The organism is Clostridium kluyveri, assembly GCF_001902295.1.
Lineage (GTDB): Bacteria > Bacillota > Clostridia > Clostridiales > Clostridiaceae > Clostridium_B > Clostridium_B kluyveri_B.
The window spans coordinates 1,039,635-1,061,966 of the sequence record NZ_CP018335.1 but is presented as its reverse complement, the minus strand read 5'-3'; the positions used below and the strand labels follow the sequence as shown (position 1 = coordinate 1,061,966).

19 protein-coding genes and 2 riboswitches are annotated in these 22,332 nt (G+C 32.3%); of the genes, 4 read left to right on the top strand and 15 right to left on the bottom strand.

Annotated elements, in window-relative coordinates:
- Positions 1 to 10: 10 nt before the first annotated feature.
- The 8 genes from sufB to BS101_RS05375 all read right to left on the bottom strand — a co-directional run bounded on the left by sufB (position 11) and on the right by BS101_RS05375 (position 8,356).
- Entirely contained in the window at positions 11 to 1,417 is a 1,407-nt protein-coding gene (gene sufB, locus BS101_RS05410; RefSeq protein ID WP_073537899.1) for a Fe-S cluster assembly protein SufB, read from the bottom strand.
- Between the two features lie 29 nt (positions 1,418 to 1,446).
- Positions 1,447 to 2,193 (bottom strand): Fe-S cluster assembly ATPase SufC, encoded by a 747-nt coding sequence (gene sufC / locus BS101_RS05405; RefSeq protein WP_073537898.1) that lies wholly within the window; start codon positions 2,191 to 2,193, stop codon positions 1,447 to 1,449.
- Between the two features lie 166 nt (positions 2,194 to 2,359).
- Positions 2,360 to 2,566 carry a YezD family protein gene (locus tag BS101_RS05400; RefSeq protein WP_156876011.1) on the bottom strand — a complete coding sequence of 69 codons (207 nt, stop codon included), beginning with the start codon at positions 2,564 to 2,566 and terminating at the stop codon, positions 2,360 to 2,362.
- Positions 2,567 to 2,644: 78 nt separating this feature from the next.
- Positions 2,645 to 2,752: riboswitch (SAM riboswitch) on the bottom strand.
- Positions 2,753 to 2,881: 129 nt separating this feature from the next.
- Positions 2,882 to 4,210, bottom strand: coding sequence for a nitrogenase component 1 (locus BS101_RS05395; protein ID WP_073537897.1), 1,329 nt, complete (start codon positions 4,208 to 4,210; stop codon positions 2,882 to 2,884).
- Positions 4,210 to 5,676 carry a nitrogenase component 1 gene (locus BS101_RS05390; protein ID WP_073537896.1) on the bottom strand — a complete coding sequence of 489 codons (1,467 nt, stop codon included), beginning with the start codon at positions 5,674 to 5,676 and terminating at the stop codon, positions 4,210 to 4,212. Before BS101_RS05390 ends, BS101_RS05395 begins: the two co-directional genes overlap by 1 nt.
- Positions 5,677 to 6,061: 385 nt before the next feature.
- Positions 6,062 to 6,886, bottom strand: a complete 825-nt coding sequence (locus BS101_RS05385; protein ID WP_073537895.1) for a MetQ/NlpA family ABC transporter substrate-binding protein — start codon at positions 6,884 to 6,886, stop codon at positions 6,062 to 6,064.
- Between the two features lie 25 nt (positions 6,887 to 6,911).
- Positions 6,912 to 7,580: a methionine ABC transporter permease gene (locus tag BS101_RS05380; RefSeq protein ID WP_073537894.1), complete on the bottom strand. Its 669-nt coding sequence runs from the start codon at positions 7,578 to 7,580 to the stop codon at positions 6,912 to 6,914.
- A complete protein-coding gene (locus BS101_RS05375) occupies positions 7,577 to 8,356 on the bottom strand; it encodes a methionine ABC transporter ATP-binding protein (RefSeq protein ID WP_073537893.1) in 780 nt (259 codons plus the stop codon). The genes BS101_RS05380 and BS101_RS05375 overlap by 4 nt, the downstream gene beginning before the upstream one ends.
- Positions 8,357 to 8,559: 203 nt before the next feature.
- Positions 8,560 to 8,664, bottom strand: a riboswitch (SAM riboswitch).
- A gap of 234 nt (positions 8,665 to 8,898) precedes the next feature.
- Between BS101_RS05375 and BS101_RS05370 the strand changes: the two genes are divergently transcribed.
- Positions 8,899 to 9,516: an acetate uptake transporter gene (locus BS101_RS05370; protein WP_073537892.1), complete on the top strand. Its 618-nt coding sequence runs from the start codon at positions 8,899 to 8,901 to the stop codon at positions 9,514 to 9,516.
- 49 nt (positions 9,517 to 9,565) lie between these two features.
- Here the strand turns inward: BS101_RS05370 and BS101_RS05365 are convergent, their stop codons facing one another.
- Complete coding sequence (locus BS101_RS05365; RefSeq protein ID WP_073537891.1) at positions 9,566 to 10,723, bottom strand: DUF4317 family protein; 1,158 nt, start codon at positions 10,721 to 10,723, stop codon at positions 9,566 to 9,568.
- Between the two features lie 447 nt (positions 10,724 to 11,170).
- Here BS101_RS05365 and BS101_RS05360 point away from each other — a divergent pair, with 447 nt between their 5' ends.
- Positions 11,171 to 12,463 (top strand): FxLYD domain-containing protein, encoded by a 1,293-nt coding sequence (locus BS101_RS05360; RefSeq protein WP_073537890.1) that lies wholly within the window; start codon positions 11,171 to 11,173, stop codon positions 12,461 to 12,463.
- A gap of 9 nt (positions 12,464 to 12,472) precedes the next feature.
- Positions 12,473 to 13,621 (top strand): S1C family serine protease, encoded by a 1,149-nt coding sequence (locus BS101_RS05355; protein WP_073537889.1) that lies wholly within the window; start codon positions 12,473 to 12,475, stop codon positions 13,619 to 13,621.
- A 56-nt stretch (positions 13,622 to 13,677) separates the two neighbouring features.
- Here BS101_RS05355 and thiI read toward each other — a convergent pair whose 3' ends face one another.
- Positions 13,678 to 14,823 carry a tRNA uracil 4-sulfurtransferase ThiI gene (thiI, locus tag BS101_RS05350; protein WP_073537888.1) on the bottom strand — a complete coding sequence of 382 codons (1,146 nt, stop codon included), beginning with the start codon at positions 14,821 to 14,823 and terminating at the stop codon, positions 13,678 to 13,680.
- On the bottom strand, positions 14,820 to 15,956 hold the full coding sequence (locus BS101_RS05345) for a cysteine desulfurase family protein (protein ID WP_073537887.1): 1,137 nt from the start codon (positions 15,954 to 15,956) through the stop codon (positions 14,820 to 14,822). The genes thiI and BS101_RS05345 overlap by 4 nt, the downstream gene beginning before the upstream one ends.
- Positions 15,957 to 16,130: 174 nt before the next feature.
- Here BS101_RS05345 and BS101_RS05340 point away from each other — a divergent pair, with 174 nt between their 5' ends.
- Positions 16,131 to 16,871, top strand: coding sequence for a polysaccharide deacetylase family protein (locus BS101_RS05340; protein ID WP_073537886.1), 741 nt, complete (start codon positions 16,131 to 16,133; stop codon positions 16,869 to 16,871).
- A 218-nt stretch (positions 16,872 to 17,089) separates the two neighbouring features.
- On the opposite strand, the gene BS101_RS05335 is transcribed toward BS101_RS05340, so the two are convergent.
- From BS101_RS05335 to BS101_RS05320, 4 genes are all read right to left on the bottom strand, one after another.
- Positions 17,090 to 18,856 carry an ABC transporter ATP-binding protein gene (locus BS101_RS05335; RefSeq protein WP_242951408.1) on the bottom strand — a complete coding sequence of 589 codons (1,767 nt, stop codon included), beginning with the start codon at positions 18,854 to 18,856 and terminating at the stop codon, positions 17,090 to 17,092.
- Positions 18,857 to 18,858: 2 nt separating this feature from the next.
- On the bottom strand, positions 18,859 to 20,661 hold the full coding sequence (locus BS101_RS05330; RefSeq protein WP_073537885.1) for an ABC transporter ATP-binding protein: 1,803 nt from the start codon (positions 20,659 to 20,661) through the stop codon (positions 18,859 to 18,861).
- 73 nt (positions 20,662 to 20,734) lie between these two features.
- Positions 20,735 to 21,331: a TetR/AcrR family transcriptional regulator gene (locus BS101_RS05325; protein ID WP_073537884.1), complete on the bottom strand. Its 597-nt coding sequence runs from the start codon at positions 21,329 to 21,331 to the stop codon at positions 20,735 to 20,737.
- A gap of 128 nt (positions 21,332 to 21,459) precedes the next feature.
- Entirely contained in the window at positions 21,460 to 22,197 is a 738-nt protein-coding gene (locus BS101_RS05320) for an energy-coupling factor ABC transporter ATP-binding protein (protein ID WP_073537883.1), read from the bottom strand.
- Between the last annotated feature and the right edge of the window lie 135 nt (positions 22,198 to 22,332).

Genomic DNA, 22,332 nt, shown 5'->3' with positions numbered 1-22,332 from the left:
ACATACCTCCTTATCCTATAGTTCCCTTTAACTCTACCTTAATCAAATTATTCATCTCTACAGCATACTCAAGTGGAAGCTCTTTTGCTATAGGTTCTACAAAACCCGTGACTATCATACCCCTTGCTTCTTCCTCTGTGAGTCCTCTACTCATAAGATAAAAAATAGCATCCTCACTTATTCTTCCTATTTTAGCTTCATGTCCTATGTCTACATTATTATTGGATACATTTATAACAGGTATGGTATCTGATCTGGACTTACTATCCAACATGAGTGATTCACAGGATACACTTGATTTTGAGTTAACTGCATTTTTTGTAGAACTTAAAAGTCCCCTATAAATAGCGACACCTCCATCTTTAGATATGGACTTTGAATTTACAGTAGATGTAGTATTTGGTGCTGCATGAACTACCTTTGAACCTGTATCTAAATACTGATTAGCACCTGCAAAAGTTATACCTGTAAAATCACATTTTGCCCCTTCGCCTTTTAATATACTCATAGGGTACAGCATTGACACTTTAGAGCCAAAAGACCCTGTTACCCATTCTATATGACCATTTTTATCTACTATTGCCCTTTTTGTATTTAAATTATACATATTTCTGGACCAATTCTCTATGGTACTATACTTTAATGAAGCTCCTTCTCTTATATAAACTTCCACACAACCTGCATGCAGATTATTCACATAATATTTAGGTGCAGAGCAGCCCTCTATATAATGAATTTTCGCTCCCTTTTCAACTATTATAAGGGTATGTTCAAATTGTCCTGCTCCTGGGGCATTTAATCTAAAATAAGATTGAATTGGAATATCAACCTTCACTCCCTGTGGAACATATACAAAAGATCCACCAGACCAAACTGCTCCATGAAGTGCAGCAAATTTATGATCCGTTGGAGGTACAAGTTTCATAAAATGAGGTCTAACCAATTCTTCATAATCCCTTATGGCTGTTTCCATATCCATATATAGTACACCTTGTTTTTTCAAATCTTCACTTACATTATGGTAAACAACTTCAGAATCATATTGGGCACCCACTCCTGCTAGTGATTTTTGCTCTGCTTTAGGTATACCCAGCAAATCAAAAGTATTTTTTATATCCTTAGGAACATCTCTCCAATTATGTTTTATGTCAGTATCTGGTCTCACATAGGCAACTATATTATCCATATTTAGATCTGTTAAATCAGGTCCCCAGGATGGCATTGACATATTATCATATATATCCAAAGCCTTAAGCCTAAACTCCTTCATCCAAGCTGGATCATTTTTTTCATAAGATATTTCCTCTATTATCTCCTTTGTAAGCCCTCTATCCGTTTTATAAACAGATTTATCTTTGTTCTTTATGTCATAAATACTTCTTATTATATCTTTTATATAAGTCTTATTTTTTTTCAACAGGATCACCTCTCTTATTAAGCAGTAAACTATACCAAAGACTTAAATTTATCATATCCGCTTTTCTCTATTTCTTCAGCTAAAGATGCATTCCCGGTCTCAACTATTTTTCCATCTACAAGTATATGGACATAATCTGGTTTTAAATACTCTAAAATACTATTATGATGGGTAATTATAAGTATAGAATTCTCCTTTGTTCTAAGCTTGCTTACTCCTTCTGATACTATTTTTACTGCATCTATATCAAGTCCTGAATCCGTTTCATCTAGCATAGCAAGTTTTGGTTCAAGCACCGCCATCTGAAGTATTTCATTTTTCTTCTTTTCTCCACCAGAAAATCCCACATTTAAATATCTTTTAATATAACTTTCATCTATTTTTAAAAGTTCTAATTTTTCTTTCAAAATTTTTCTAAATGCCAAAATGCCTATTTTCTTTTTAGAAACTGAGATTTTTGCGCTTCTTAAGAAATTTTCCACAGTTATACCTGGTATCTCCTGTGGATATTGAAAAGACATAAAGATTCCACACCTTGCCCTTTCATTTACTTCTAAGTCACTGATAGACTTTCCTTCAATCATTATATCTCCTGCTGTCATATTATATTTAGGATGGCCCATAATAGTATTTACAAGTGTAGATTTTCCCGCACCATTTGGTCCCATTATGGCATGAACTTCACCCTTACCAATTTCTAAGTTTACTCCCTTTAATATTTCTTTATCTTCAACCTTTACTTTTAAATTGTTTATTTCTAATAATTTATTTGACATTTTATCTCTCCTTTAAATCCGAGTATTTGACTCATATTTAAATATAAAAAAAATCAGCCACAAAGTTACTCCAGCAGTTAAACAGGGTAATACCCGACCTAAACGCTCAACATTGTTTCTGATTATATTTTACTCTTTATTCAGAGGATAATCAACAACTACCCTTTTATTTAAGTCTTATTTTTTCTTTAGTTTCCACTTGAATCACTATCCCATCTTGAATTACCAAAGTTATTGATCCGTAGCTTATATTTTTCAATGATTCAACTATTTTTCTTATATATTCTTCCGAAATCTGATTTTTCCTTTCAATTTTTTTCTCCATTTTTATATTATACCCCCTTTTATACAATCTTATTAATATAAAAATCAAAAACCCCCTTCCAAACAAGAAGAGGGTTGTATATCATCATTAAGATATAAAAGAATCGACCTTAAAGGTTTTTTCTTTACCTCATCTTCCAGAACTATGTTCTGATGGACTTAGCACCTTACATAAAATTAAAATGTGGTTGCTGAAACTTCATCGGGCCATTCCCTAAGTTTCTCTTGATAAGGATATTCATTAAATTTTTGAATTATTACTTTCATTAATTTTCATTATATTATATTAAACTTTACGATGTCAATAAAATTGAAATAATTTTTTTAATAAATCAGATTTGTACTACATAAATTTTATATACCATTATTTATAAGTCTCCAGTATATTACTGTATATGTCCTCCGTTAAAGTTAATCCCCCATTATATCCCACATAAGTTCTATTTAGCACTAACCTATGCTTCACCGGCAGAGATATATTTATTCCAAATCCATTTAATTCTGACACTATATCTCTATCCCATGAACTGCCTAAAATCAGAGGAGTATGATTGCCATATTCATATTTTCTCAAACTTTGATGTATTTTTCCTCCATCTACTTCAAATATTACTTTAGCAGAAGTGCTATTTGAAAGATGTTCAAATTCATACTCTATGCTTTTTCTATATTGCCAAGGAGTATCATCTGTAATATATTGTTCTCCTGGAACAATACCTAGTTCATTGGTTAAAAATTTACTAATTCCAAGGGCATAAAAAGAATCTGTTATATTAAAGAATCTATCTGCCACACTATATCTGAATTCTATAAAGAAGTCTATTGATCTATCAATATAATAATAAAATCTCTCTTCTTCTTCATTTATAAAAGCTTCCACCCTTTCTTTATTAAGCTTAGCAAAATCCCCCACAGTTCTTAAAAATTTACTAGTTTCTTTTGCACCTATGGGCAAAATTGGATAATGCAAATAAGGAGTACCATACTTTTTCTTCAATAATTTGGCAGTACTTAGACCTACCCAAGGTGATAAAACTAAATTAAATTGTGCTTGTGGTATTGTTTTCCATTCACTGACGCCGCCGGACTCTGTACCAAAAAGTATATTCACTTTTAGCCCTATTCCTTCAAGTAATTTCTTTATCTCGCTTAAATTTCCACACCAAAATGTATCCTGATAAGGAAGTACAGACCATACATTTACTAATCCCATTTCTTTTTTTACTGGTTCTTCACCTACAAACTGATTTATAATGGCTTCAATAACTAATTCATGACCTTTAAAATTACTTCCTTTAAAACCTGCTGTCTCTGCATAAACTATAGGTATGCCTTTATCTTTATATTCACTTACTACTTGCCCTACATCATCTCCTATTATATCAGAAGTACATCCTGTTAAAACTACAAAAAGATCTCCTTTTAAAACCTTAAGAGTTCCATCTATCACTTGCTTTAATCTCTGCTCTCCCCCAAACACAACTTCTCTTTCTGTAGTATTTGTACAAGGTACAGAACTTCCACCAGAATAACCTACTCCTTGATATCCTGAATCGACACTAAGACCATCAAAAAGTTTAATTCCACAACCTGGCCCTGAATGAAGTATAGGAATAGCTCCTTTTATAGCTAGTACTGATTGTTGTGCACCTAATGCACAATAATGTCTAGGCTGCTCTATTATTTCATCCATCAGATATCACCTCCCAGAAAAGTATAAGGATCCTGTTTAAGCCACCAATCAGTATATGGCAGCTTGGAATGCGCTGCAATGTTAGTTACAAACTCTTTAGTTAAAAGTACATCTATGATTTTATCACCATAATTAATCAATCCTTGATATCCCAGTCCAAATTGCTCATCTCCCATTAAGAATGTAGGTATTCCAAGCTTTGGCCCCCAGGCGGACATACCTCCATGCCGTGCTATAAACAAATCTGGTTTTAACCTGTTTAGTACATTCACTAACTCAAAAGGTTGTTTATTGCATACGTTGAAATTTTTAACATCTCCATAATTCTTCACTACATGAGGAAGACTTTCACTTCTAGGATCTTTATTATCACAGCAAGGATCATGATGAAATATTGCTGCACCTGCCACTTCCATATGGAGGTCCTTTAAAAGCGCTATTAAACTATGGCCATGAGCTGCACCTGCAGTAATATATACTCTTTTTCCCCTTAATTTACTTCTCAGTTCCTTAAGTTTAGGGGCAATTCTTTCTCTTTCAGACTTTATCAATTCTTCAACTTCCTTTTCTTTTCCTGTTATTCTGCCAAGTTCCCTAAACCAAAGATCTGTACCCTTAAGTCCATAAGCAGGTGGTGCTTTTACTTCTGGCACTCCATACTCTTGCTCCAATCCTGCTGCTAAATATGTGCCAAGTGTAGGACATATTTGTACTGTAGCTGCAGCTTCAGATATTTTTTCAAGCTGTGCTATAGTAGAAAATGGTACAATGTAATTAGGCTTTAGCCCAATTCGTCCAAATAGCTCTGTAAATATATCAGTTCCCCAAAAATTAATTACATTTACTAGATCCTCCCTTTTATTAACAGGAGGCTTAACAATTTTTCTTAAAATGGCATGATATGCTGCATCAAAACCTGTTGTCCAAATTTTTGATCTAAAACCCTCACAAGCTACGAAAACTATGGGTATCCCCAATTCTTTTTCTGCTTCATTAGTTACTACTTCTACATCATCCCCTATAATTCCCGAGGCACAGGAAGTGGTAACAAAAATTGCATTAGGCTTGAATCTTTCATAAGCTTCTTTTATAGTTTTTCTTAATTTTTCCTCTCCCCCATATATAGTATCCTTTTCCGTTAAATTTGTATTCAATAGTCTTGCATTTCTTAATGGAAGATTCCTTTTAATTTGTCCTACTCTGTTAGTAAAATTAAAATCAGGTAAATCTGCACAACATCCTATTGGGGCATGATTTATTACCACAGAATCCTGTATCATAATAAGCTGACACAGTGAATAACCTGAATTACATCCTAAACATTGGCTAAAAGAGCGCCTTCTATCACATAATCTTTTACCTTTAGATCTATTACAAAGCTCTTTAGCAGTTCCTGCAAAGCCAGTAATAGAACCTAATCTAGATTCTCTAATTTCAACCTCTGAGGATTTTATATTAATACCCAAAAATATACCTCCTTTATAATTATCATTTAACCTTTTACATATTTATATGAATCCAAATACTATGAGGAGATTTTGCTTTACAAAACATAAAGTTTAGTCTCCAGTATACTGGTCAACTAAACATCCAAATTATACATACTTTTTAAACAATATAGTTTATAATCATCAAGTAATTCTTAGGTTCAGATGGAGTTTGGCTATAGAAAAATGCTTATCTCCAGTTGAACCTTAGAATTACTTATCCATGTGCGTTAGCCGTACTTATCTCCAATCTTGAAGAGGATGGGAGTATTAGCTAATTCTAGCCTTCAGATAAATCGCATTGATACATAGAATATGAAAAAATATAGATTCTTTTCAAGCGGCATCTCCCTTTCTAATTATTTTAAAAAGCCGGCACTACTGCAACTCCATATTTGCTTTTTATAAAGTTTTTCACATCCTCTGAATTCAGCTTTGCCACTATGGCTTTAATTTCTTTTTTATTTTCATCACCCTTTCTTACAACAATTACATTTGCATAAGGTGAATTGCTATCTTCTCTAAATAGTGCTTTATTTGGATCCATTTTAGCTTCTAATACAAGATTTGTATTTATTACGGAGCCATCTACATCTGGCAATACCCTTGGAAGCTGGGCTGCATCAACTTCTACAAATTCCAGATTTTTAGGATTATCTGCAATATCTGAAGGCGTAGCATTATAATTAGATATCCCGGATTTTAATTTAATAAGTTTTTGAGCTTCAAGAAGAGCTAAAGCTCTGTATTCATTTGAAGGATTATTAGGTATAGCAATCTTGGCGCCATCTTTAAGTTCATCTTTAGATTTAATTTTATCAGAATAAAAACCTATGGGTTCCACATGAACTTTTCCAGCCACTGCAAAATTATATCCTTTTTCTTTAGCTACAGACTCTAAATAAGGTACATGTTGAAAATAATTGGCATCTATTTGTTTTTCCTGTAAAGCTGGATTTAACTCATCTTCGCTATCTAAAACAATAACTTGTAAATCTATCCCCTCTTTTGCCAGTGCAGGTTTTATATGATTCAATATTTCTGCATGTGGCACTGCCGCTGCTCCTATTTTCACCACAGCCTTGTCACTTTTACTGTCTGCACTTTTTGAGTCATCCCCATTGCCGCAGCCCGAAAATAATCCTACAACCAACGCCAAAACTAAAAATATTATACTTTTTCTCTTCATATTGATTTATCCCCCTTAAAAATAATCAATCAAATTTATATCTCTTTTTATTTACATGCTTAGAAATGCGATCTCCTGAAAACTGTATAAACTGTACTAAAAAAATTAATAATATTACTGTAGCTATCATTATATCCTCACGAAATCTCTGATAACCAAAACGTATTGCCAGACTCCCTAATCCCCCTGCACCTATAACCCCAGCCACAGCAGTAAATTCAATAATAGATATAATTGAAATTGTAATTCCCTTTATAAGGGAAGGAAGTGCCTCCGGTATTAAAACCTTTGATATAATCTGAAATGGTTTTGCTCCCATAGATAATGCTGCTTCAATCTTTCCCCATTCTACTTGTTCTATAGATGTCTCAATAATTCTAGCCAAAAGAGGTGATATTCCTATGGATATAGGTACAATAGCCGCCTTCATACCAAGTGTAGTCCCTACAATTAACCTAGCTAAGGGCAGTAAAACTACAATTAATATTATAGAAGGAAGAGATCTTATTGCATTTACCATAGTAGCTAATATCTTATTTAATCTTTCATTCTCCAAAATATGTCCTTTTTTAGTAACAACAAGAATGATTCCAAGTGGCATTCCTATAAGTAAAGCTATACTGCCAGCTATAATCACCATTTCTATAGTTTCCGATAATCCCTTTAGAACAAATATTTTAAAATCATCAGTCATATTACCTCCCCTCCAGCACATTCAGAATTTATACTGAGATTTCCCATTATTTTAACAAATTTTTTTGCAGTATTACTTTTAGGATTTAAAAATACTGAATTTGTGCTTCCTGCTTCCACGATACTGCCATCTTCAATTACTGCCATATTATTGCATATATATTTAATAACATCTAATTCATGAGTTATAAGTAATATAGTTAAATTCAATTTTTTATTTATATCTCTTAAAAGTTCCAATATAGAATAAGTAGTTTGTGGATCTAAAGCAGAAGTAGCTTCATCACTTAACAAAACATCTGGTTCATTAGCCAGAGCCCTTGCTATACCTACTCTTTGCTTTTGACCTCCACTTAGTTGTGCGGGATAAAAGTCTACTTTATCACTTAGTTCCACTAAATTTAATATTTCATACACTCTATTTTTTATTTTTTCTTCAGAGTAACCAGCTATTTTTAAAGGGAAAGCTACATTTTTATATACATTCATTGAATCAAATAAATTAAAATCTTGAAATATCATTCCAATTTTTTTTCTGGCTTCTCTAAGCTCAGCTTTATTCATAGCCACAATATCATTATTTCCAATAAATATACTTCCAGAAGTAGGTTCTTCAAGTCTGTTCAAACATCGTATCATAGTAGACTTTCCAGCCCCACTAAATCCTATAATGCCAAAAATATCTCCTTTTTCAACTTTAAGATTTATATCCTTTAAAACTTCAACTTTACCCTTAGATGTATTAAATGTTTTATTTAAATTTCTTATATCTATCATATAATCGGTCTTTACCCCCTTACACCCAGCATTCACCTATATACTTCTTATTTTAATTTAAATAAATATATCAAAACAAAAAAGACTAAATCTTATACTTATAAAGTTAAGATTTAGTCTCCAGTTTTTCTGGTCAACTTTTAGATTGATTAAATTATAAAAACTCAGGGGGGTAAATCCCTGAGTTTACATCCTCAATGACTACCTCATCTTTCAGCTACAATGCTGCAGGATTTAGCACCAATGCATTACATAATGCTGGTTGCCGGGCTTCATAGGGCCTTTCCCTCCGCCTCTCTTAATAAGTTATGATATTTAATATTGTAGTAATTAGTATATCAGTGCTTAGGTATATTGTCAATATTTTTATAATATAAAATTTAACAACTTTTAATTTACTGAAAATAGAATAATTTTATTTATCTCTGGGCAAAAAAAATTAAATTTATAAAATTTCAAAATTTACTTTACAAATGCATTTTTTTTTGATAAATTATTTATGTGAAATAATTCACAAATATAACTTATAAGGGGGACTTATCATGAATTCAAATGAAATTCAACACATCAAAATCGCTAACTGTGATCCATCGGCATTGGGGCTATTTGGACTTGCTGTTGTAACTTTAGTAGCTTCCTCTCAGAAACTGGGCATCACTGAAGGCACTTCTTTTGTAATTCCCTGGGCAATATTTTTAGGTGGTTTTGCTCAACTATTTGCTTGTATTAACGATTCCAAAAGACAAAATACTTTTGGCACAACAGCCTTTGGAGCTTTTGCACTATTCTGGTTTGCAGTAGGTATGTCATGGATAATTAACGCCGGTACATTTGGACAAGGTCTTGCAGGATCAGTAGATCCAAAACAGTTGGGTTTTGCATTTATAGCATATTTAATATTCACTATATTTATGACCATAGGTGCAGCTGAGACTAACAAGGTATTATTTTCAGTTTTCTTTTTTATAATTTTCTTATTTATAGGACTGTCACTTAATTCTTTTGACATTTTGCCAGAGTTTTCCCACAAACTAGCAGGAATTGCAGAATTATTGGCATCACTTACAGCTTTTTATGGTTCTGCTGCTGCTGTATTAAATCCTCACTTTGGAAGAGAATTTTTACCTATAGGAAAACCTTTTGGTATATTTAAAAAATAACATTATAATTAAGTTTACAAAAGGATGTATATTTAAAAATACATCCTTTTTAAATATATTCTTCTATTTTCTCTGTTTCCAGGTTGAATCCATCTATAACCATATCCTCCTTAAGTTCTATTAGCAAACATTTCTTCCCAAATCTGTTCACTACCTGTTTTACAGCGCTTAAATCTCTTGGACTTATTGTTATATTAGTATTTTCATTTTCTATCTTTATAGATTTACTCTTAAAATCCGGTATTACATTTCTAACTTTAAATTCATAATCTCCACCACACACTTCTTCGAAAGCACTTTTAACTACTCCTATATTTTGAACTCCACTTTCCTCTAACAATCTAGTTACTTCATTTATATCTAAAATAGGCTCTTCTTCTTCACTTTCAAATTTTTCATTTATTCTTTCGTATATATCCTGAACTATGTCGGGCTTTATTTTTCCTCCTAATGAAGTTCCTAAAATAGCATTAAAGTTTTCCTTTTCTTCTAAAGCTGTAGGTTTAATATTACACTCTAATATTTTTTCTACAAAAATATTGTTTATATTCTTTGATTTTGAAGAATAATAAATTATCTTATTTACATCTACATATTCAAGTGTAAAGCTTGGAAACATAAATCCTTCTATGGGAGAATTCAAATTTATAATCATGTCTAATGCAGAATTAGGTTTAAATCTCATCTCCGCATAATCAAACTTTAACATCCTCTTGGGTATTTCTACCTTATTTACACTACATAATATAATATCAATAGCTTGTACATATTCGTCCAAAGACCCCTTCTCTCTCTTATCAGAACTATAATATTCTGCTTTTGTAAAACTTATAACTATATCCGTATCATAATTATAATTTTCACAAATTTTATTCACTATTTTATCTACATATTCATTTATTCTTTCCTTTGAATTTAAAGCTCCATATAATATACGCTGTGTATTTTCTTCTGATTCTTCTTCACTCATATTTTTAAAATCCAATTCAAATATTTTAGAGTCAAGAGCTCCTGTAAGCACTTTCTTAAAATTATTTAAATAGAGCTCTCTCTTTTCCACTTCCATCATTTCAAAATATTCCAGTTCTCCTGTTATTACTTCTCCATTATCTTTTTTCAAATAAACACTATAAACTTCTCTAATCTTAAGCATATAACTTCCTAATTTAAATTCTTTCCTTATATTTGATAAATCCTTTTTATTCATAAAACCTCTCTCCACTCTATTTTAATCAAGTTCTTCTAAGGTTCAGGCGGAATTTGCATATAGAGAGATGTTACTCCATATGAACCTTATTAACAGTATTCTTAATGTCTTTAGCACTTAGAATACGTTAAAGAATTTATAAAGGTACACAGCAGTATTTATCTCCCTTTAATAACATGGAATTATTTTCCGATTGCAGCCTTCACATAAAAATAACATTTGTTTTACCTTTTGTACATTTATACATATTTTACCATGTAGTAATTTGATTTACCAGTACATTTTATCATAATATTACATCAAAAATGATTTTTAGATTAAAAATATAATATAATAAGCACTCACTGTAAAGAATTACTATAGTCCAAACATAGAATTTTTGGTACAATATACATACGCTAGGTAAAACTTTATATATTAATACAAAATTTAAGGAGAAATAATACTATGTTTTGTTATAACTGCAAAATAGAAGTGTCTGATAATGCCGTTTTTTGTCATAAATGTGGTGCTAGATTAAAAAAAGAAGACACTGAAATAAATTCAAATAGTGATACCATTCAAGTTTATAAAATTAACAAAATTTTAAAAAATACTGTAGAAAATAGCCAGGTAAAAACTTTACCTCCCATTAAAACTACTTCTAAAAAAAATGACTCTAATAAAAATGGCAATAAGATATATTTCAAATTTTCTTTTTATAAAAATAAAAATATAATGATCCCCCTTGTATCAACAATACTTATGACATTTATAACTATAGGTTATTATTTCTATGAAATAACCGTTTCAAAAAATGTGGAAAAAAATAGAGTAAATGCTGAGACTATAGCTCTTAAAGGTAATATATCGGAAGCCTATGCTAAAGTGGACAAGGCCTTGAGTTTACGCCCAAATAATAAGACTTTACAGGCAGATAAAAAAATTTTACAAGATGGGGAAAATATAAATTCACACATAAATATAGTGGACAACTATATTAAAAAGAAAAATTACATACAGGCTTTTAATGAATTAGATAAAGCAAACGATTTAATATATAATAAACAGGGAGCTTTTTACTCTTTATTAAATAAAACTATAGAAAATAAAAGAATGGCTGTAACTGTAATACAAATAAAAAGTGAAATGAATAATGAAAGCAGTATAGATGATCTAGCAGATCTTCTTACTAAGATATCAAATTATACCATACAAGAAGCAAAAGATACTGCAAATGAACTTCGGAATAGAATAAGTAGTGTAGCCTATGATACTGCAAATGAATATCTGAAAAAGAATAATTTTATTTCTGCTCTTGATACCATAAACAAAGGAATAACCTACAATCCAAAGGACGAAAAATTACTTAATTTTAAAGAAACTATAGTAGCTAAGAAAAATTCCTTTGAAAAAGCTGAGCAAAATAGAATCCAACAGGCACTTACTTCCGCTGCTACAGAAGATAAAAATAATAAAACCAATGCTGTAGAAGTGACTTCCACTTCTACCAATATAAATAAGTATGGTGATTTTGTTATCAAAGGAACTGTTAAAAATATAGCTACCAAACCCATAAGTTCCATAAAAATATACTATGACATATTTGATTCAAATAACAAAAATCTTGGCAGTGGCTCTACTTATGTATATCCTAATTACTTAGATGTAGGTGCTACAGGAAAATTTGAAAATACAGAATATAATATGTTAAAGGGACATCATATTAAAATCACAAATATAACCTGGTTTTTACAATAGGAGGTTAACATGAAAAAAAATAAAAACTTTGTAATTTCCCTCATTATAACAATTATTGTTATATGCTGTGGAGTAACATTATGTTTTTTGATACATAAGAATATAAGTCTTAAAACATCTAAGAATTCTTCTAAGTTAGCAGATATAGAAGATGTTTTAAGTAGCTCTAAACCTAAAGACTTAAAGACAATAATACATGAAAATGAAAAACTGGTTGTATCTCTTGATGTGGAAAAAAGCACTGGAAAAGTCACAGGTTCTGGATTTTTATATAATACTAAGGGAGATATAATAACCAACGCCCATGTAATAGACGGTGCCTCTTCTATTACAGTAAAAATGTCTGATACCACTACTTATAAAGGTACTCTTATAGGTAAAAGTGATGTTACAGATGTAGCTTTAGTTAGAGTTGATAAATTAAAAGAAAAAACTCCCATGAAAATCTCAAAATCCAGCAGTGTAGATATAGGTGATGAAATAATAGCAATGGGAAGTCCTTTAGGTCTTCAAAATACAGCTACTATAGGTATAATAAGTGGTCTTAACAGAGATTTTTACATAGAAAATTATGAATATAAAGGAGCATATCAAATTTCTGCTCCTATATCTTCTGGCAACAGCGGCGGCCCTCTCTTAGATAAGACTACAGGTGAAGTTATAGGAATAAATTCTGCAAAGTCTGGAAATGAGTCTATAGGTTTCAGTATACCAATAACTCAAATTCTCCCTCTTGTAAATACCTGGGCTGATAACCCTATTGCATATACATCTTCCTCGGAAAATACGGATAAATCCTATACTGAAGAACATTCAAACTTATCTACAGAGGATGCAGCTTATTTGGTTTCCTATTTTTATAACAATATTAATTCCCAGGATTATGTAACGGCCTACTCATTACTAGGCTCCAGTTGGCAAGAAAGCATAACTTATGATAATTTTAGAAAAGATTATATAGAAACCCTATCCGTAAAAATAGATACTATGACCTGTGGTAAACTGGATAACGGAAATATACAGGTATCTACTACCATACAGGCCACTCAAGGGACTAAATCAAATTCAACCGTAAATACATATAATATCATCTATAATGTAGGGTATGAAAATAACGTACTTAAAATTTTAAGTGGAAAAACTAATAGCACTAAATAGAGTGTTTAAATGCTTAAAGATGCAGCTCCAAACAAGCTGCATCTTATGATTAAAATTTATATAGATAAAAATTCAGTGTCACAAACGGCTTCTTCTACTAAAACGTCTATATCCAAGTTCTCTTCCGATTTTATTATTTCTTGAAGTCTTGGTTTAGTCTTAGGGTGTTTTGGAACAAATATAGTACAACAATCTTCATAAGGTAATATGGAAGTTTCATAGGTGCCTATTTCCCTTGCCACTTCCATTATATCTATTTTATCCATGGCAATTAAGGGCCTGAACACAGGCCTATCTGCTGCCTGATTACTTACAACTAGACCCTCCATAGTTTGACTTGCAACCTGCCCTATACTTTCACCTGTCGTTACGGAATTTATATTATACTTATCAGCTATAATGCAGGCTATCCTCATCATGAATCTTCTCATTATTATAGTTAGTTCATCCTTTCTGCACTTTTCAATTATTTGCATCTGTATTTCTGTAAAAGGTGTTATATAAAGATTTATATTTCCCGTATATCCTTTTAATATCCCTGCCAGTTCTTTAACTTTTTCTTTTGCCCTCTCACTGGTATAAGGATGACTGTGAAAATATATACAATTTAATTGAACTCCCCGTCTTGCCATCATATATCCTGCCACCGGTGAATCTATTCCTCCTGAAAGCATAAGCAATGTATTTCCATTAGTACCATAGGGCATTCCCCCTACTGCCTTTATTTTCTTTGAATATACATAAGCTTTATTTCTTATTTCTATATTAATAAAAAAATCTGGATTTTTTATATCTACAGATAAATTTGGAGCATTTTGTAGAATATAAGCTCCGATTTCTCTACTTATCTCCATAGATGTTCCTGGAAAACTTTTATCTGCCCTCTTAGTAAGTACTTTAAATGTGATTCCCTTACTTTCAAGGGCATTTTTAAGTGACTGCTCCTTTATTTTTTCCATATCAGCTTCCACCTCATCTACCACACAAATTTCCCATATTCCAAATACTGATTTTAACTTTTCTATGCCCTTTTCAATGTCACTACATTCTATAAACCATCTTCCTTGATCCATTACAAAACTATATTGCACATCTTTTAGAATATTTTTTATATTGTCTTTTAATTTTTTCTCAAATTTGCCTTTATTTAACCCTTTTAAAAATATTTCTGATGCATATTTTACCAGCAGTAGCCTTCTCATTTACCAACTCTCCTTAAAAATTTTAAAGATTTAATTAATACATCTAAAGTGTAGTCTATCTCCTCCAATGAATTATCTTCTGCAAAGCTAAACCTTATAGTTCCATCTAATTCTTCTTTTTTTAATCCTATAGCCTTCAATACGTGACTCTCTTCATTATCTCTGGCAGAACATGCAGATCCTGTAGAGACATATATGTGTTTTTCTTCCAAAAGATGGAGTAGCACCTCTCCCTTGACTCCTACAAAAGATACACTAAGCACATAAGGAGAATAATTATCACCTTCACTATTTATCTTGACTGTGGGAATATCCTTCAATCTATCCATAAAATAATTTTTCAACTTACTTACTTTATTAAAATTTTCTTCTCTACTTTCATATACTTTTTTAGCTGCATTTGCAAATCCCACAATAGATGACAAATTTTCAGTACCTGATCTAAAACCTTTTTCCTGTCCTCCTCCACATATTAAAGGCAGTGGAATAAATCCTTTTCTGATATAGGCGATACCAATCCCTCTGGGTCCATGTATTTTATGTCCACTTGCAGATAACAAATCTATATTACTTTTTTTCACATCTATGATGTATTTTCCATAGCCTTGAACTGCATCTACATGGAACTTTATTCTACTATTTCTCTCTTTTATGTATTTACCTATATATTCAATATTCTGAACACTTCCAATTTCATTATTGGTATGCATTATACTTACTATATGAGTTTCCTTGGTAATACTTGCATCCAGTTCCTCCAAATCTACTTCTCCCCTGTTATTCACATTTAAATAAGTAACTTTTACCCCCTGACTTTCTAATTGTCTACAGGTATTTAAAATACTTGGATGCTCTATTTTACTTGTTATAAGGTGTTTACCTGGTTTTATAAAACCTTTTATTAAAAAATTATTACTTTCACTTCCTCCAGAAGTAAATATTATTTCATCCCTGCTGCAATTTATAGTATGAGCTATTACATCTCTACTCTCATTCATCTTTAATTCTGCCTTTAACCCTAAAGAATATGCAGAAGAAGGATTACCATAATATTTTCTCATAGTATCTGCCATAGAATCTATAACTTCATTATAGGGCTTAGTGGTAGCACTGTTGTCAAAATAAACTTCCACTGTTTTCACTCCTTTGTATGTCAAAATAATTAAACAATATAACATATATTATCATACTTATATAAAACATAGCAAAACCTATTTTTAAAGGTTTTTACTTAAGCACTTATAAATTAAGTATAAAAGCAAATACTAATAGGGACAAAATCCTAACAGCAAAGGAGATATGTTTAAATGAAGATTAAACATTTTTTATTAACTACAATATTTATTTTATATATGGTAATATATTATACTTCTCCTGTAAAAGCCCTTTCAAAAGACTTATTCTGTGCAGAAGATATAACCACTCCTTCCCCTGATAAAGTAATTTATCTTACCTTTGATGATGGCCCAAGCAGCACAGTTACAGGTAAAATATTAGATATTTTAAAGGAACAAAATGTAAAAGCCTCTTTTTTTATAATAGGCTATAAAATTGAAGGTAGAGAAGATTTGTTAAAAAGAATGTATAATGAAGGTCACAGTATAGGTCTACATACATACACCCATAAATGCGGTGTAATATATTCCAATGAAAATTCTTTTTTAAATGAGATGATAAAAACTGAAAATGAAGTAAAAAAGGTTTTAGGATTTTCTCCTAAAATAATACGTTTCCCTACGGGAAGCAAAAATCATCTTACCACTTCTCTTCTAGAAAAATTACACACTAATGAATACAAAATATACGACTGGAACCTTTCTTTGTCAGATGGTATAAACTATAGAACATCAGTTGATAAACTATATAATGAAGCTACAAGAAAATGTGTCAATCCAAATAAAGTATTTCTACTGGCACACTGTGATGGTACTAATGAGAATACCTGCAGGGCACTTCCTAAAATCATTAAATACTATAAAAATTGTGGTTATGAATTTAAAGCAATTACAGAAAATACTCCAGAATACTATTTTAGAGTATCAAAATAGATCAAGTAATTTAGAGTTCAGGTGGAGTTGGTTAATCAAGTGATTCTTAGGTTCAGGTGGAGTTTGCTTATGAGAACTGCTTTTCTCCAGCTGAACCTTAGAATCACTTATCCAGGCGCGTAGCACTGCTTATCCCCCACTTTGATAGAAGATGGGGTATTAGCAATGGTAGCGATCGGATAAATGATACTTTTCTCCACCTATCTTTTTTATAGCTTTTAATTCACAATACTATCCATCAACCTCCAACTTCCGGCCCTGCTTTGTTCTTCCCAAAGATGGTCATACATGCCGCCTTTCTTTAGCAGTGTATCATGACTTCCCCTTTCTCTGATCTCTCCACTATCAAGTACAATAATTTGCTGTGCATTTCTAATGGACTGAAGCCTATGTGCAATGACTATCACTGTTTTATCTTCTACAAGTGCACTGATAGCCTGCTGTATAAGTATCTGATTTTCCGGATCAAGGGAGGCTGTGGCTTCATCTAAAAGAACAATAGGTGCATTTTTAAGCAAAGCTCTGGCAATGGAAATCCTCTGTTTTTCCCCGCCAGATAAAGTAGAACCACCTTCTCCCACCAGAGTATTATAACCCTGTGGCAATGCTGATATAAACTGATGGCATGCCGCTTTTTTTGCCGCCTCTACAACCTCATCCATGGTTGCATTGGAGTTACCCATACGTATATTGGACTCAATTGTATCATGAAACAGATACACATCTTGAAATACCATACTTATTTTAGAAAGCAAATGGTCATTTTTTATTTTAGCTACCGGTACACCTCCAATAATAATTTCCCCTTTATCCACATCCCAAAATCGTGCTACAAGCTTTACGATGGTGGATTTTCCTGAACCCGAGGGACCTACTAGAGCTGTCAAACCTTTTGGTGGAATAGAGAAAGAAACATTATGCAATACTTCCTTATCACCATAACTAAAGGAAACATCTTTAAATATAATTTCTGTACCTGATATGGGGAGACTATTTTTAGGCTCTAGCAAAGGCTTTTCATTGTTTAGAGTACATATGCGCTGAGCAGAACCATTAGTTCTGGCATAATCCGCAATAAAAGCAAATACTGTCATAATGGGTTCGTAAATATTTAAAGAAAGGAGTAAAAATACAATATAGTAAAAGGGAGACATTTCTCCGCCTGTTAAAAGCCATACTCCGCACAACATTACTATACCTATGCCGCAATTAAGAATAAAACGCCCAATCATACCAATAGGTGCTGCAGCCAATTCCATACGTTTAGAGTGCTTACTCTGGTTAAGGAAAGTTTCTTTCAAAATACGGAAATGTTCTCCTGCCTGATTGAAAGCCTTCAAGGTCTGAATACCTCCTACATACTCAAGTATACGGGAAGCAGCCTCCTGCTGAGTTTTCAAAAGCTTATCACTTATTTTTCCCATACGCTTGTAACTGATGATAGCAAAGGGAAGTGACATGGGAATTGTTAAAATTACTGCAAGCACCATACGCCAGTCAAAAGCCGATAGTACAATAATAGAAATAATAAGCCGTACCAGAATAACAGAAACTTGAGGAATAAGACCAGAAGCCAAATTTTCCATCTCTGTATAATCTCTAAGCAGCACTGTAGATAAATCACCTGCATCTCGTTTACTAAAAAACCCCATAGATAACGTTCTTAAATGCTCTCCCATGGAAATACGAGCTTTTTTTGTAGTTTGTGCAAATCCTACACAGATTTTAATATAAGTACGCCTTCTTATAAAACCATACACAATGGTTTGAGCCAAAAGTACACCACACAAAATCCAAAGTCGGTTTAACGGAAGCATCTCTGAAGAATGAGCCACTGGAATTAAGAGAAGATAAACGGCAAGAACCATAACAGCATAAGGAATGGTCACCACAAAACTATCTAAAAAATTCCACAGAAAAAGTTTTGTATATTTTTTTGTTTCTCCAAAAGTAACAGTACTAAACCAAATTTTAAAATTATTCATAATCAAATCACTCCTTTCCGCATAGTCCAACAATGACGACGTTCATTTGCATCTACCATATGGCAATATATATGACACTGTTCTAAAAGTTCTTTATGATTTCCAAAGCCTTTTAATTCACCTTTATCAAGCACCAAAATTTTGTTTGCCTTTTCAATGGATTTAATTCGGTGAGCAATTATCAGTATTGTTTTATTTTCAGCAAGACGGGCAAAGGCCTGTTGAATTTTACTTTCATTTTCAGCGTCAGCATAAGCAGTAGCTTCATCTAAAATTACAATAGGAGTATCCTTTAAAAATACCCTCGCAATAGCAATACGCTGTTTTTCTCCCCCTGAAAGATAAACATCCTTCTCTCCTACAACAGTGCTATAACCTTGAGGCAGGGACATAATTACATCATGGATATTAGCATTCTTTGCAGCCTTTTCCACTTCCTTAAAGTCAGCTTTTTCATTACCCATACGGATATTATTTTCAATAGTCCCTCGAAAGAGAAAGGAATCCTGAAACACATAGGATATGATGTCCATCAACTTTTCCGGTGAAATATCACGGATATCCACTCCACCTATTTTTACACTGCCCTGCTGTGGTTCATAAAATCGTAATAAAAGTTGTGCTAGAGTGGATTTTCCACCGCCAGATGGACCCACCAGTCCATTAATAGTTCCTTCCTTCACCACAAAACTTATATCCTTAATTGCTTGTACATTCTTATTATAGGAAAAAGAAACATGCTCAAAGACAATATCATATGTAGAGGGATCTCCATTTCCAGTATTCTCAAACTCCGGCTGATTTAAGATTCCATCAATACGTGCTACACCTTCCGCAATTTTTCCACTGTGAATTACCATATTCATCATATTTTCCATAGGTTCTTTCAATCCTCCTCCTATAAGAAAGAACATTAAAAGTATGGGAAGAAAATCCATATAAGATGAGGCATTAGTAGAAATAACTAAACCTACAGGCAGCAGAAACAAAAGTTGTGCTCCGAAAAAAGCATAGTATGCACCCATTCGAGAAGCAAAATGATAGGCAGTATGTTCCACAGTATTCACATATGCAGATATATTTTCCTCAAATTGATGAAAAGCACTGAGGGTACGGTTGAAAATTTTAATAACAGGCATTCCATGTATGTACTCTACAATAGTTCCTTCCATTTTCTCCTTAGTATCATGCATATCCTTTTGGGTTTGTGCTCCTTTCGGGTTTTTTAAGCCACTGCTCAATAGAAATAGAGATACAAAAATAGGTATTAGTGTTACAAAGGCCAGCCGCCAATCTATAATGAATAGGTAGATTAGTGTAAACAAAGGTGTGGCTATTGCAGCAGCAATATCTATAATATGGTGGGCAATAAACACTTCAATCTGTTCTACATCATCGGAAATTACTTTTTTAATAGCTCCTTGTGTAGTTCCAGTAAAAAAACCAGATGGAATACGTCCAAGTTTGTTCATAACCTGTACCCTCAGTTCATATATAATGTCATAGGCAGAGCCATGAGCCAGTACTGATGATGAAAAAGCACAAATTCCATATATCAGTGCTGCTCCAAAAGTAATAAAAACCATTCTGTAAATTGTTTCCACATTCATACTAGAAGGTAATGTATAGTAGACTAAAAGTTCTTTTATCACCCCATAAATAGTAAAAAAAGGAACCATTCGTGCTGCAGATGATAACACCGACAAAAAGCATGCAAATATTAATTTTTTCTTTTTAGCACCTGCAAGCTCCATCAAACGGGATAAACCTGCTTTCTTCTTGGCAGAAGCATCTCTTTTTTTCATAATAATATCTACTCCTTTCGTAACAAATGAACTAAGAAAAGTTATAACGCTCTAACTTTTTGCAAAAAGAAAACTAGTTTGTGTTCTCTTTAAAGATACAGGAAAATAACAGATTATACATTTGCTCCAAAGTTCTTTCCAGAGCATCTTGATGAAGTTCTTCCTTTCCCATCATTGAAAGTGCCATAATTTTAATAAGATTAGCTACCACCTTGTAATCTATATCTTCCCTAACCCCCTCCACGTGTCCAAACAAACCATCCATAACCTTTTTTTCAACATTAAAGTCTATTACATATTCAAGTGGAAGTGCTGCTTTCAATTTATCAATGTCCTCCATGGTAAGATATTTATAAATACTATTTTCACTAAATATAATTTTTTTCAGGAATTCTTTGCCCTCTGACATACTCATTCTGTCCCTATCTCCTAATATATCCGTAAAAAACTGTTTTGCCCTGTCTCTTTGGTACTTTATAATTTCACATATAAATATTTCTTTAGAATGAAAGAAATTATAAAAAGTACTTTTCCCCAAACCTACAGCCTTAGTAACCTTTTCTACAGAAGCATGGGTCATGCCATATTCTTTTACCAATAAAAATCCAGCTTCCATCATTTGGATTTTTATATTTTCCCTTTCCTGAATATCAAATATTTTAGGTGACATAAGCATATTCTCCTTTACGACCATTTCATAACATTTATACGACTATTATTTAAATAATAGTCGTATAAATGTTATCATATATGTTTTTCCATGTCAAGATAAGTTATTCATTTAAAATATCTTATATCTTATTTGTCTTTGGCAATTGATAATGGAAGTTCCAGATTATGTTCTTCTAACAGTTTCTTATCATATAAAATGTCTTTAGTTTTTCCATCACAAACTATTCTTCCACCGTCTAACAGTATAACCCGATTACACGTTTCTAATATCATATCTAAATCATGGGATGCAATAATTTTCAAATGCTCAAATTGATTTAGGATTCGTATTAAATTTCGTCTATTTTTTGGATCCAATGCAATACTTGGCTCATCCATTAAAATAATATCGGGAGTTACCGTCAATACCGACGCAATAGATATTAACTTCTTTTCTCCACCAGATAACTTATAAATCTGTCTATCTTTTAAATGCACACTTTCTGTCATCTCAAGTGCTCTATTCACACGATATTCTACTTCCTCTTGTAAAAATCCATAGTTTCTTGGTGCAAATGCTAATTCATCATAAACAGTGGGCATAAATAATTGGTTATCAGAATCTTGAAACACATATCCTATTTTTTCTCTAACCCTAGCCAACATACGTTGATTAACAGGTATCCCTTCAATACTGATACTTCCTTCATAATTTAAATTTAATCCTACCAGTAGGCGCAGCAATGTGGATTTACCCATTCCATTTGCACCAATAAGTCCAATACTATTATGCTCTCCAGCCTCCATGGTGATATGTGATAAAACAGTTTGTCCCTTCTCATACGCAAAACTGACATCTTTAAGTTCAATATGTATATGACTCATAACTAATTGCTCCTAACTCAATAATTTAAAAAAGAAATTTAAAGTCTTAATTGGTTATCAAGTGATTCTTAGGTTCAGGTGGAGTTTGCTGTAGGGACTGCTTATCTCCATCTGAACCTTAGAAGAACTTATCCA